We start from the raw sequence: 12,344 nt of genomic DNA on the forward strand, positions 1-12,344 counted from the left end.
GCTCAAGCCTTTCCATTCCTTATGTATTGGTGGAACTCGTATGACCAGGCTTTCCCATCAAGATTTGCGCCGCAATTTCCGTCAGCTGCTGGCCTCCGACACCTGCTACCACACCGCTTCGGTGTTCGACCCGATGTCCGCCCGCATCGCCGCTGACCTGGGTTTTGAAGTAGGTATCCTCGGCGGCTCCGTGGCCTCGCTGCAGGTGCTTGGCGCACCGGACTTCGCCCTGATCACCCTCAGCGAATTCGCCGAACAGGCCACGCGCATCGGTCGCGTCGCCCAATTGCCAGTGATCGCCGACGCCGATCACGGCTACGGTAACGCTCTTAACGTGATGCGCACCATCGTCGAACTGGAACGCGCCGGCGTCGCTGCACTGACCATCGAAGACACCCTGCTGCCCGCGCAATTCGGACGCAAATCCACCGACCTGATCACCGTGGCCGAAGGCGTCGGCAAGATCCGCGCGGCGCTGGAAGCCCGGGTCGACACGGAAATGGCGATCATCGCCCGCACCAATGCCGGCATTCTGCCGAACCAGGAAATCATCAGCCGCACCCGCCAATATCAGGCGGCGGGCGCTGACGGTATCTGCATGGTCGGCGTGCAAGACTTCGACCAACTGGAACAAATCGCCGAGCACCTGACGGTGCCGCTGATGCTGGTCACCTACGGCAACCCGGCCCTGCGCGACGACAAACGCCTCGCCGAACTGGGCGTGCGCGTGACCATCGACGGCCACGGCGCCTACTTCGCCGCGATCAAGGCCACCTATGACAGCCTGCGCGAACAGCGACAGATCTTCACCCAGGCCGCCGATTTGAGCGCGACCGAGTTGACCCACACCTATACCCAGCCGGAGGAATACATTCTCTGGGCCAAGGAATACATGAGCGTCAAGGAGTGATGCATACGCTGTACCGGCCTCTTCGCGAGCAGGCTCGCTCCCACAGTTGAAATGCACTCCCCTGTGGGAGCGAGCCTGCTCGCGAAAGCGTCTATTGCGGCACCGCTAAACCGGCGTCTTATACCCCTCCTCCCGCTGCGCCGCCCGCGCCTGAATCACATTCAGAATCGCGCAGCCCTCGCGCATCAGCAGATGAACCGCGCTGGTCACCCGCGTCAGATCACAATCGGAAATGCCCTTGAGGTTAAGGCTGGCAAAGGTGTCGGCCAGATCGCGCACGACCACAAACCGGTGCATCGCACAGGCGGCCATGTCGCTGAGTTCAGTGTGGGTATTGATGAAGAGCACCGGGGATTCGGCGTCGTAGGTGTCGATGGGGAGATAGCGCGGCATTACTTGGTCGGTCATAAAGTTCACTCCCAAGAGGGGTCTGGTGCTGTATTCGACCGGCCAAGATCGTCGCAGAGTTATCTGCGAACGGAGACTATAAAAGTCGCGCCCAACGGCCGCAACCAGAGCTTCTGTCGGACTTTTCGGTATTTTTTGTACGCCGCGCTCGACTTCCACACTTCCCACAAAAAGCCCCTCACCCTAGCCCTCTCCCAGAGGGAGAGGGGACTGATTGGGGGATGCTCTGGATCTACGCCTACGTGAGAGATCGCGTTGAATGCGAATTTGAATTCAACTTGATCTGGCGGTTGCCACATGGACCACAAACAACGCGGTCAGTCCCCTCTCCCTCCCGGAGAGGGTTAGGGTGAGGGGCCGATTTCTCTGGCACCCCGCCCGGCCTCGTCACACCGCAAACCCCATCACCGCGGCTTCGCCAACTCCATGATCATCCGCGACAACAAGTAAATCCGCGGTGCCACACTCGCCACTTCGGCATATTCCTCAGGCGTGTGAATATTGCCGCCGACAATGCCGAAGCCATCCAGCGTCGGCGTCCCTACGCCTGCGGACAAACTGGCATCCGCCGCGCCGCCGCTGCCCTCCTCGGTCAGCTTGCGGCCAATTTCGCCGTAAATTCCCTGGGCCATGGCCATCAGGCGATCCGACTCGGCCGTTTGCGGCATCGGCGGCAAACCGCGCTGCAGAGAGGTTTTCACCTCGGTCTCGGCAATCAACTTGTCCTGCGAGACCCGCGCCAGATCCTTCTCGATACGATCGAACTCTTCCGGCACCGCCGCGCGCACGTCAGCCTTGGCCGTGGCCTGGTCCGGGATTACGTTGGTGCGATCACCGGCCTTGAGCACGGTGAAGTTGATGGTGGTTTTCTTCGCTTCATCGCCGAGCTTGCCCAGTTGCAGAATCTGGTGCGCCGCTTCCATCGCCGCGTTCCGGCCCAATTCAGGCGCGACCCCGGCGTGGGCGGCTTTGCCTTTGACTTCGACCAGCGCCGTCGCACTGCCCTTGCGCCACACCACCAGGCCATCGGCCGGGCGCCCCGGTTCGAGGTTGAGGGTGACGTCGTGCTGTTTGGCGGTTTTCTTGATCAGGTCGGTGGCGACATCCGAGCCGGTTTCTTCGCTGGCGTCCAGCAGGAAAGTGATCTGCGCGTAGTCTTTGAAGTCGAGGTTCTTCAGCACTTTAAGCGCGTAGATGCCGGCGACGATGCCGCCCTTGTCGTCCATCACCCCCGGCCCGTAGGCACGCCCGTCCTTGATGTGGAATGGCCGTTCGGCAGCCGAGCCTTCCTTGAACACTGTGTCCATGTGCGCCATCAGGAGGATTTTCGCCTTGCCGGTGCCTTTGAGCGTGGCCAGCACGTGGTTGGATTTTTCCGGGGTGTTCGGCACCAGTTCGATAGTTGCGCCGAGTTTTTTCAGCTCATCGATGGCGATGTCGCTGACCTGTTTCAGGCCCGGTTCATAACCGGAACCGGAGTCGATATTGACCAGCCGTTCCAGTAACTTCAGGGCTTCGGGCTGGTACTGCTCGGCATCGGCGAGCACTTGTTTATGCGGTTCGGCGCAAGCGTTCACGGCCGAGAACGCGAGGGACAGACCGAGACTGGCAGCCAGCAGTGATCGGGGAAATGAGAACGTCATGAAGCAGTCCTTGTTTCGTGTCGGGGGACTTCAACCGTAACCGACATCGGCGCGAGGCTCTATAGCGGATGCGACACTGATCTAACCGACAACACATACCCCGGTGGGAGCGAGCCTGCTCGCGAAGGCGTCGTGGCAAACGATATTGATACCGCCTGACCCAGCGCTTTCGCGAGCAGGCTCGCTCCCACAGGTATCAGCTCGCCCGTCAGACCGAATCCAGCAGCGCCTGCCTCGGCTTGTTGTCGCTGTTGCAGATCACCCGATTGCGCCCACTGGCCTTGGCTTCGTACAACGCCTGATCGGCCTCATCCAGCCAACGCGTGGCGTCGGCATGGCTCGGGTCGTAGGCGGCCAGGCCAATGCTCAGACTGACCTTCAACGCCGGGTTCTGCTCATAGCCCATCACCGCGAAACGCTCGCGCAAGGCTTCCATGGCCTGAGCGGCGTTGAACAGCGGCAGCTCCGGCAGGATCACGCAGAATTCATCCCCGCCGTATCGCCCGGCCACGTCCGTGGCGCGCAGATTCTGTTTGAGCAGTTTGCTCAACTGGCGCAGGACGATATCGCCAGCGACATGCCCATAGGTGTCATTGATCGCTTTGAAGTGGTCGATGTCGATCAGCGCAATCGCCGCGCCCTGCTGCTGGCGTTTGCAGCGCTGGAACGCGAGGTTCAGTTGATCCTTCCACGCGCCGTGATTGAGCAGGCCGGTCAGGCTGTCGGTGCGACTCAACGCCAACAGCTCACGCTTGTGCCGACCAAGGGTCGAGGCCTGACGAAAGCAGATCCAGCCCAGCGCCAGCGGATACAGCAACAGCAATGGCAAACAGGCGTAGAGCTGCAGCGGCGTTGTTGGCGGGATGAACGCCGGCGCAAACACCACCAGCCCGACGCCGATGCCCAATAGCTGCGCCGCCGTGCCCGCCAGCAAAAACCGCCCACCGCCAATGGCGACGTTGTTCATCGCCATCATCGAAATCGTGGTTGCGCTGGGCAGCGGATTGAACTGCATGGCGGCGACCCAGAAGCCGCCCATGAATGCGTCGATCAGCAAATTGCGGTGTTCGGCGCGAAACGGCACGCTCGAGCGGCGCGCCCATTGAAACGCCAGATGCGGCCAGATCAGGCCATTGAACAGCATCAGGCCCCACACCCACAGCGGCGGATCGAGGGCATACATCGCCACGCTGACACACATCAGCCCGAGCAGCAGCCCGAACACCCGCGACCTGTAAAGCCTCCTGGCCAGTGAAAGTCCCTTTCCTCGCGTATTTCCCATAAGGGCCTCGACCGCGCGATGCATGGTTACATCCCGACAAGGATGTGTCCGGAGTCTATCAGGGCGCCGTTAAATAGCCATCACCGGCCAGCGGCCTGAATAGAGCGCTATCAGCGCCGCACGCGCGGCCCAGAGTTGGCTATAAATGAAAGAGGGGAAATGGAAAAACAACTATAAAAAGGGGGCACATGCATACCTACGCTGTGTTGATCATCGGCAGCGGTTTCGGCGGCCAGTGCGCGGCGGTCAACCTGCTCAAGGCCGGAATCGAAGACTTTCGCATTCTTGAACGACGCGCCTTCTTCGGCGGCACCTGGTGCCAGAACACCTACCCCGGCGCAGCGGTGGACGTGCCGTCGCCGCTGTATTCGCTATCATTCGCGCCCTACCGCTGGTCGCAGATGTTCGCCGAACAGGCGGAACTGCGTCACTACACCGAACAGCTGATCGAGCAGTTCGGTTTACGCGAGCGCGTGGAACTGGGGGCCGATGTCGAGCGCGTCGAGTGGGACGAAGCGGAAAAGCATTGGTTGGTGCACACCCGCGCCAGAGGTACTTTCCGAACCCAATTCCTGATCAATGCTTCCGGGCCATTGAGTCAGCCGGTCATCCCACGCTTTCCCGGGATGGATCGCTTTCAAGGCAAGACTTTTCATACAAATAATTGGGATCACAGCTACGACTATCGCGGTAAACGCGTGGCGATCGTCGGCAGCGGTGCCAGCGCAGCCCAGGTTATTCCGGCGATTGCGCCACAAGTCGAACAGCTGCATGTGTTCCAGCGCACGCCGCATTGGGTGCTGCCGCGTGCCGATCGCAAATTCGGCCGTTTCCAGCGCTGGCTGCTTGGCCTGAAGCCGGCGTACAAGCTGCTGCGCTGGCTGATTTACTGGCAATTCGAAACCCGGGTGATCGCCTTCAAATACTCGAGACCGGCGATTCATCTGGTCCAGCGACATGCGCTGCGGTTCCTCAAGCGCCAGGTTCCAGACCCGGTACTGCGACAGAAACTCACCCCGGACTTCACCATCGGCTGCAAACGCGTTTTGGTCTCCAGCACGTACTACCCGGCGCTGAGCCGCGCCAACGTCACGTTGCACAGTCGCGAGCACGGCATCGCTTCGATCGACGATAGCGGGATCAACACCGTGGACGGCGAGCATCTCGATGTTGATCTGATCGTCTGGTCCACCGGTTACGACGCCACCGACGGGGTGATTTCCTACCCGGTCAGCGGCAAAAACGCGGTGCAACTCAGAGATGTCTGGGCCGAATACCCGCGCGCCTACCTCGGCACCAGCCTGCCGGATTTCCCCAACCTGTTTATCGTCACCGGGCCGAACACCGGCATTGGCCACACCTCGGCGCTGTTCATCATCGAATCGCAGATGAACTACATCCTCGACTGCATCCGCACCGTACGGGCCAAAGGCCTGCGCAGCATCGAAGTGCGCCGTGACGCAGAACGTACCTACACTGCAATGATCCACCGGGAAATGCAGCGCACGGTGTGGAAGTCCGGTGGTTGCCACAGTTGGTACCAGAGCAAGAGCGGTCATGTGATCGCGATGTTTCCCGGCTTCAGTTTCAGCTATCACCTGCTGACCCGGGCGCTGAAACCGGCCGACCATATTTTGTCCTGAACACGTAAAAGGAAGACGTCGATGCTTTTGCTGTTTGTCGCACTCGCGGTTTTCGTGGCCTGGAGCTGGCTGAGTTATCCGGCGGTTGGCCATTGGCTGTACGACCTGGCCATGGCCAGCGAGGCCAGGTTGTACAAATTGCACAAGATCGAAGTGCCGATCGCCGAGATGACCGTGTCGACCTGGCAAGGCGGGCCGTACGAGGCGTCCAGCGCGATCCTGATGCTGCACGGCTTCAGCGCCGACAAAAACCTCTGGCTGCGCTGCGCCCGGCATTTCGTCCGTCAGTATCGGGTGATCATTCCGGATCTGGCCGGCCACGGTGAGACTGGCTTCAAGGCTGGCGGCGGTTATGACATCGCGGTTCAGGCCAAACGCATGATTCAACTGCTCGATGTCTGCGGCGTGGAGAAAGTCCATGTCATCGGCAATTCCATGGGCGGCTATATCGCCGCGTGGCTGGCGGCGACCTATCCGGAGCGGATCGCATCGCTGGCCCTGATCGACCCGGCCGGCGTCACCGCACCGGAGCCGAGCGACATGGAGCGCCATCTGGCGCGCGGGCACAATCCGTTCCTGATCAACTCCCGCGAAGAATTTCAGCGCTTCTACGCGATGACCATGGAGTCGCCGCCGTGGGTACCGAAGCTGGTGCTGGACGCCGTCGCCCAGCGCTATGAGCAACAACGTGACGAGCTCGAAGAAATCTTCCGCGACTTCCGCGCCAGCCCGCCGATGGAGCCGAAACTGGCCGAGATCAAATGTCCGGCGCTGTTGCTGTGGGGGCGCAAGGATCGCCTGATCGACGTCAGCAGCGTGCCGGTGTGGAGCAAAGGCATCGCCAATCTCGAAGTGGATGTGTGGGATCACGTCGGGCACATGCCGATGGTCGAACAGCCGGGAAATACCGCGCGGCTGTACGTGGAATTTCTGGAACGACAGCGATGAAGATGGATATTCGCAATGCCCCAGGTGGCGCAACTGATCGTTCCCATGCTCTGCGTGGGAATGCCTCAGGGGACGCTCTGCGTCCAGTGACGCAGAGCGTCACGGGCTACATTCCCACGCAGAGCGTGGGAACGATCAGCGGAGACAGAAGGTTGGCGGTCCCATGAACATCCTTTACGACGAACGCCTCGACGGTCCGTTGCCCGAGGTGAACAAGGGCGAATTGCTCAAGGCCCTGCAACACGCCCTGCCGGACCTGGACATCCTCTGGCGCGAAGATGAACTTAAACCCTACGAATGCGACGGCCTCTCCGCCTACCGCACCACGCCAATGCTGGTGGCCCTGCCCCGGCGTCTGGAGCAAGTGCAAACCCTGCTGAAACTGTGCCATCAGAACAACGTGCCCGTGGTCGCGCGGGGTGCCGGTACGGGATTGTCCGGCGGCGCGCTGCCACTGGAAAAGGGCCTGTTGCTGGTGATGGCGCGGTTCAACAGCATCCTGCACATCGACCCCGCTGCACGTATCGCGCGGGTTCAGCCGGGGGTGCGCAATCTTGCTATCTCCCAGGCGGCGGCCCCGTTCGGCCTGTATTACGCGCCGGATCCGTCATCGCAGATCGCCTGTTCGATCGGCGGCAACATCGCGGAAAACGCTGGTGGCGTGCATTGCCTCAAGTACGGCCTGACCGTGCACAACGTGCTGAAAATCGAAGTGCTGACCATCGAGGGCGAACGTCTGACGCTGGGTTCCGAGGCGCTTGATTCAGCCGGTTTTGACCTGCTCGCCTTGTTCACCGGCTCCGAAGGCCTGCTGGGGATCATCACCGAAGTCACGGTGAAACTGCTGCCCAAACCGCAAGTCGCCAAGGTCCTGCTCGGCAGTTTCGACTCAGTGGAAAAGGCCGGTCGTGCGGTTGCCGAAATCATCGCTGCCGGGATCATTCCGGGTGGTCTGGAAATGATGGACAACCTGGCCATTCGCGCCGCCGAAGACTTTATCCACGCCGGTTACCCGGTCGACGCCGAGGCGATTCTGTTGTGCGAACTCGACGGCGTCGAAGCCGACGTGCACGACGATTGCCAGCGCGTACGGGAAGTCATGACAGCGGCCGGCGCCACTGAAGTGCGCCAGGCCCAGGACGAGGCCGAGCGTGTGCGTTTCTGGGCCGGGCGCAAAAACGCGTTTCCGGCGATCGGCCGGTTGTCGCCGGATTATTACTGCATGGACGGCACCATCCCGCGCCGCGAATTGCCCGCTGTGCTGCAAGGTATCTCGCGTCTTGGCGAAGAATATGGCTTGCGCGTGGCCAACGTATTCCATGCCGGCGACGGCAACATGCATCCGCTGATCCTGTTCGATGCCAACCAGCCGGGGGAGCTGCATCGCGCCGAGGCATTGGGCGGCAAGATCCTCGAACTGTGCGTGAAAGTCGGCGGCAGCATCACCGGCGAGCACGGCGTCGGCCGCGAAAAAATCAATCAGATGTGCGCGCAGTTCAACAGCGACGAGTTACTGCTGTTTCATGCGGTGAAAGCCGCGTTCGATCCGCAGGGCCTGCTCAATCCCGGCAAGAACATTCCGACCCTGCATCGCTGCGCCGAATTCGGCGCGATGCACATTCACGCCGGGCAACTGCCCTTCCCCGAGCTGGAGCGATTCTGATGGCTGATTTCGATGCCGCCAACGCCCTGCTTGATCAGGTCAACGCCGCGCGGGCCAATGCCACGCCGCTGAAGATTCAGGGCGGCAACAGCAAGGCGTTTCTCGGTCGCGAGGTGGCCGGCGAAGTGCTCGACACCCGTGCTCATCGCGGCATCGTTCAATACGATCCGACCGAACTGGTGGTCACCGCACGTGCCGGCACGCCGTTGTCCGAGCTGCTCGCGGCGCTGGATGACGCCGGGCAAATGTTGCCCTGCGAACCGCCGTCCTTCGCCGACAGCGCCACGGTCGGCGGCATGGTCGCCACGGGACTGTCCGGACCACGCCGGCCGTGGTCCGGCTCGGTACGCGACTTCGTTCTCGGCACGCGGGTGATCACCGGCCTCGGTCAGCATCTGCGCTTCGGTGGCGAAGTGATGAAAAACGTCGCCGGTTATGACCTGTCGCGGCTGATGGCCGGCAGTTTCGGTTGCCTCGGCGTGCTCACCGAAGTGTCGCTGAAAGTCCTGCCGAAACCGCGCCAGTGCCTGAGCATCCGCCTCGATATCGACTGCGCTCGGGCCTTGAGCAAACTTGCCGAATGGGGCCAGCAACCGCTGCCGATCAGCGCCGCGTGCCACGATGGCCGGAGCCTGTACCTGCGCCTGGAAGGTGGCGAAGGTTCGGTGACGGCGGCGCATCAACGCCTCGGCGGCGAGCCGCTGGATTCGGGTTTCTGGCGCGACCTCAACGAACAGCGCCTGAGTTTTTTCGACGAAGGTTTGCCGCTGTGGCGCCTGTCATTGCCGAACAACCTCGGCCCGCTCGAGCTGCCCGGCGAGCAACTGATCGATTGGGCCGGTGCGCAACGCTGGGTGAAATCCGAAAGCCCTGAGATTCACGCACTCGCCCATTCCTTAGGCGGCCATGCAACGTGCTTTACCCACGGTGCCACCGATTCGCCGTTTCAACCCTTGGCGCCAACCCTTCTGCGCTACCACCGGCAACTCAAGGCGCAACTCGACCCGCAAGGGCTGTTCAACCCCGGACGAATGTACGCGGAGGTCTAGCCATGCAAACCACCCTCAGCGAGCAATCGCGGCAATTGCCCCGCGCTGGCGAAGCGGAAAAGATCCTGCGCACCTGCGTGCATTGCGGTTTCTGCAACGCGACATGCCCGACGTATCAATTGCTCGGCGATGAACTCGATGGTCCGCGCGGGCGCATTTACCTGATCAAGCAAGTGCTGGAAGGCGCACCGGCCACCGAGCAGACGCAACTGCATCTGGATCGTTGCCTGTCGTGCCGCAACTGCGAAACCACCTGCCCGTCCGGCGTCGATTATCACAACCTGCTCGACATCGGCCGCGCGGTGGTCGACAGCGCGGTGCCGCGCCCCGCCGCCCAGCGCTTGCTGCGCGAAGGCTTGCGCGCGTTGGCGCCGAATCCGGCTGTGTTCAAAGGCTTGCTGCGCATGGGCGCGACCTTTCGGCCTCTGCTGCCGCGCCTGCTGGAAAGCAAACTGCCGCAGCGCTTGGGTGTTATGGGGTCGCGCCCTGCTCCTCGGCATGCGCGCCGGGTGTTGTTGCTCGAAGGTTGCGTGCAACCGGGTCTGTCGCCGAATACCAATGACGCGACCGCGCGGGTGCTCGATCGCTTGGGCATCAGCGTCACCCCGGTGAGCGAGGCCGGTTGCTGCGGCGCTCTCGACTATCATCTCGACGCTCAGGGCAAAGGTCTCGACCGCGCTCGGCAGAACATCGACGCCTGGTGGCCGCATCTGCAGAACGGCGCCGAAGCCATCGTGCAGACGGCCAGCGGTTGCGGCGCGTTCATCAAGGATTACGGGCATTTGCTTGCGGACGATCCGATCTACGCGTTGAAAGCCCGGCGGATCAGCGAAATGACTCGGGATCTGGTGCAAATAATCGCTGAGGAACCACTGGAGCAAGTATGCGCCGCCAGCGAACGGCGCATCGCCGTGCATTGCCCGTGCACCTTGCAGCACGCACTGAAACTCGGCGGCGCCGTGGAAACAGTGCTGACCCGACTCGGCTTCAACCTCACATCGGTGCCGGACGGCCATTTGTGCTGCGGCTCGGCGGGCACTTACTCGCTGACCCAACCGGTGCTGGCGCGGCAACTGCGTGACCATCGACTCAACGCTCTGGAAAGCGGCCGGCCTGAGTTGATCGTCACTTCCAATGTGGGCTGTCAGAGCCATCTGGCCAGCGCCGGGCGCACGCCGGTCAGGCACTGGATCGAACTGGTGGATCAGTCGTTGGCAGAATGAAGTTCGTAGGATTCTTCGTTTGCCCGCTTGGGCGAAGGCTGCGATCTTTTCCGGCATCCATTTCGTCACCGTGGCAGGAATTTTTTTCATGACCGTGCAGCCGTTCGTCAGCCCCGACCTGATCCGCCAACGCTTCTCCCGAGCGATGTCCGACATGTACCGCGAAGAGGTGCCGCTGTACGGCGCGCTGATGGAACTGGTGGAGAAAACCAATCGCGAAGTGCTGACACGTCAGCCTGAGATTGCCGGACAGCTCAAGCGCACCGGCGAAATCGAGCGGCTGGACATGGAACGCCACGGCGCCATTCGCGTCGGCACCGCGAGCGAACTGGCCACCCTCGCCCGCCTGTTCGCGGTGATGGGTATGCAACCGGTGGGTTATTACGACCTGACCCCGGCCGGTGTGCCGGTGCATTCAACGGCGTTTCGTGCGGTGCATGAAGAAGCGTTGCAGGTCAGCCCGTTTCGCGTGTTCACCTCGTTGCTGCGGCTGGAGCTGATTGAAGATCCTGAATTGCGTTCGTTTGCCGAGTCGGTACTGGCCCGTCGTTCGATTTTTACTGAAGAGGCGTTGCGCCTGATTGAACAGGCGGAAACGGCAGGCGGACTGAATGAAGCGGAGGCCGTGGAATTCGTCCGACAGGCACTGGAGACTTTTCGCTGGCACCACAGCGCCACGGTCAGCGCCGCGCAATACCAGAAACTCAGCGCCCAGCACCGCTTGGTCGCCGATGTCGTTGCGTTCAAAGGCCCGCACATCAACCACCTGACCCCTCGCACGCTGGACATCGACACCGTGCAGCAACAGATGCCCGCCCATGGCATTACACCAAAAGCGGTGATCGAAGGCCCACCGCGCCGCAATTGCCCGATCCTGCTGCGCCAGACCAGCTTCAAAGCGCTGGACGAGCCGATCGCCTTCACCGATCAGCCCGAAACCCGTGGCAGCCACAGCGCGCGCTTCGGCGAAATCGAACAACGCGGCGCTGCCCTCACGCCCAAGGGTCGCGCGCTGTACGACCGCTTGTTGAATGCCGCTCGCGATGAACTGGGCGACTTCCCCAACGAAGCCAATGCCGCACGCTACAACGCGCTGATGACTCAGCATTTTGCGGAATTTCCTGACAGCATCGAGGGCATGCGCGAACAGGGGCTGGCGTACTTTCGTTATTTCGCTACGGAAAAGGGCTTGGCCGCTGAAGGACTTGGTGAGTCGTCCCTGGAGGACTTGCTGCGCGATGGCTATGTGAAAGTGGAGCCGCTGGTGTACGAAGATTTCCTGCCGGTGAGCGCAGCGGGGATTTTTCAGTCGAACCTCGGCGATTCTGCGCAGACGCATTACGCCGAACACTCCAATCGACAGGCTTTCGAACAGGCGCTGGGGCGTTCGACCATTGATGAGCTGGGGTTGTATGCCGAGACGCAACGGCGGTCGATTGAGGAGTGTTTGACCCGACTCGCACGTTAAACATTAAAAGATCGCAGCCTACGGCTGCTCCTACAGGGGAAACGCATTCCAAATGTAGATACCGTCTTGAGCCTCACCGGGCAAGCGCAAGTTTCGGGTCATATGGC

Annotated in this window: 10 protein-coding genes; 7 read left to right on the forward strand and 3 right to left on the reverse strand. The window is 61.6% G+C overall.

Annotation, left to right across the window (positions count from 1 at the left end):
* Positions 1-40: 40 nt before the first annotated feature.
* On the forward strand, positions 41-910 hold the full coding sequence (locus tag D8U61_RS01790) for an oxaloacetate decarboxylase (protein WP_024012471.1): 870 nt from the start codon (positions 41-43) through the stop codon (positions 908-910).
* 105 nt (positions 911-1,015) lie between these two features.
* Here the strand turns inward: D8U61_RS01790 and D8U61_RS01795 are convergent, their stop codons facing one another.
* The 3 genes from D8U61_RS01795 to D8U61_RS01805 form a co-directional block, all read right to left on the reverse strand.
* Positions 1,016-1,318 carry a hypothetical protein gene (locus D8U61_RS01795; protein WP_016774122.1) on the reverse strand — a complete coding sequence of 101 codons (303 nt, stop codon included), beginning with the start codon at positions 1,316-1,318 and terminating at the stop codon, positions 1,016-1,018.
* A 404-nt stretch (positions 1,319-1,722) separates the two neighbouring features.
* Positions 1,723-2,961: a M20/M25/M40 family metallo-hydrolase gene (locus D8U61_RS01800; protein ID WP_071171820.1), complete on the reverse strand. Its 1,239-nt coding sequence runs from the start codon at positions 2,959-2,961 to the stop codon at positions 1,723-1,725.
* 208 nt (positions 2,962-3,169) lie between these two features.
* Positions 3,170-4,243, reverse strand: coding sequence for a diguanylate cyclase (locus D8U61_RS01805; protein WP_130889035.1), 1,074 nt, complete (start codon positions 4,241-4,243; stop codon positions 3,170-3,172).
* A gap of 188 nt (positions 4,244-4,431) precedes the next feature.
* Here D8U61_RS01805 and D8U61_RS01810 point away from each other — a divergent pair, with 188 nt between their 5' ends.
* From D8U61_RS01810 to D8U61_RS01835, 6 genes are all read left to right on the forward strand, one after another.
* Complete coding sequence (locus D8U61_RS01810) at positions 4,432-5,886, forward strand: NAD(P)/FAD-dependent oxidoreductase (protein WP_130926319.1); 1,455 nt, start codon at positions 4,432-4,434, stop codon at positions 5,884-5,886.
* A 21-nt stretch (positions 5,887-5,907) separates the two neighbouring features.
* A complete protein-coding gene (locus D8U61_RS01815) occupies positions 5,908-6,834 on the forward strand; it encodes an alpha/beta fold hydrolase (protein ID WP_130926320.1) in 927 nt (308 codons plus the stop codon).
* A gap of 163 nt (positions 6,835-6,997) precedes the next feature.
* Positions 6,998-8,497, forward strand: coding sequence for a glycolate oxidase subunit GlcD (gene glcD / locus D8U61_RS01820; RefSeq protein WP_130926321.1), 1,500 nt, complete (start codon positions 6,998-7,000; stop codon positions 8,495-8,497).
* Positions 8,497-9,546 (forward strand): glycolate oxidase subunit GlcE, encoded by a 1,050-nt coding sequence (gene glcE / locus D8U61_RS01825; RefSeq protein ID WP_130902625.1) that lies wholly within the window; start codon positions 8,497-8,499, stop codon positions 9,544-9,546. The genes glcD and glcE overlap by 1 nt, the downstream gene beginning before the upstream one ends.
* Before the next feature lie 2 nt (positions 9,547-9,548).
* Positions 9,549-10,769 carry a glycolate oxidase subunit GlcF gene (glcF, locus tag D8U61_RS01830; RefSeq protein WP_130926322.1) on the forward strand — a complete coding sequence of 407 codons (1,221 nt, stop codon included), beginning with the start codon at positions 9,549-9,551 and terminating at the stop codon, positions 10,767-10,769.
* A gap of 88 nt (positions 10,770-10,857) precedes the next feature.
* Complete coding sequence (locus tag D8U61_RS01835; RefSeq protein WP_130926323.1) at positions 10,858-12,237, forward strand: VOC family protein; 1,380 nt, start codon at positions 10,858-10,860, stop codon at positions 12,235-12,237.
* The last annotated feature ends 107 nt before the right edge of the window (positions 12,238-12,344 follow it).

The organism is Pseudomonas sp. Sample_14, from assembly GCF_004307515.1.
GTDB classification, from domain to species: domain Bacteria; phylum Pseudomonadota; class Gammaproteobacteria; order Pseudomonadales; family Pseudomonadaceae; genus Aquipseudomonas; species Aquipseudomonas atacamensis.

Bases quoted from the DNA above. Each gene is read 5' to 3' on its own strand.
- D8U61_RS01790 (WP_024012471.1), top strand. From the start codon at position 41: ATGACCAGGCTTTCCCATCAAGATTTGCGCCGCAATTTCCGTCAGCTG.
- D8U61_RS01795 (WP_016774122.1), bottom strand. From the start codon at position 1,318: ATGACCGACCAAGTAATGCCGCGCTATCTCCCCATCGACACCTACGAC.
- D8U61_RS01800 (WP_071171820.1), bottom strand. From the start codon at position 2,961: ATGACGTTCTCATTTCCCCGATCACTGCTGGCTGCCAGTCTCGGTCTG.
- D8U61_RS01805 (WP_130889035.1), bottom strand. From the start codon at position 4,243: ATGGGAAATACGCGAGGAAAGGGACTTTCACTGGCCAGGAGGCTTTAC.
- D8U61_RS01810 (WP_130926319.1), top strand. From the start codon at position 4,432: ATGCATACCTACGCTGTGTTGATCATCGGCAGCGGTTTCGGCGGCCAG.
- D8U61_RS01815 (WP_130926320.1), top strand. From the start codon at position 5,908: ATGCTTTTGCTGTTTGTCGCACTCGCGGTTTTCGTGGCCTGGAGCTGG.
- glcD (WP_130926321.1), top strand. From the start codon at position 6,998: ATGAACATCCTTTACGACGAACGCCTCGACGGTCCGTTGCCCGAGGTG.
- glcE (WP_130902625.1), top strand. From the start codon at position 8,497: ATGGCTGATTTCGATGCCGCCAACGCCCTGCTTGATCAGGTCAACGCC.
- glcF (WP_130926322.1), top strand. From the start codon at position 9,549: ATGCAAACCACCCTCAGCGAGCAATCGCGGCAATTGCCCCGCGCTGGC.
- D8U61_RS01835 (WP_130926323.1), top strand. From the start codon at position 10,858: ATGACCGTGCAGCCGTTCGTCAGCCCCGACCTGATCCGCCAACGCTTC.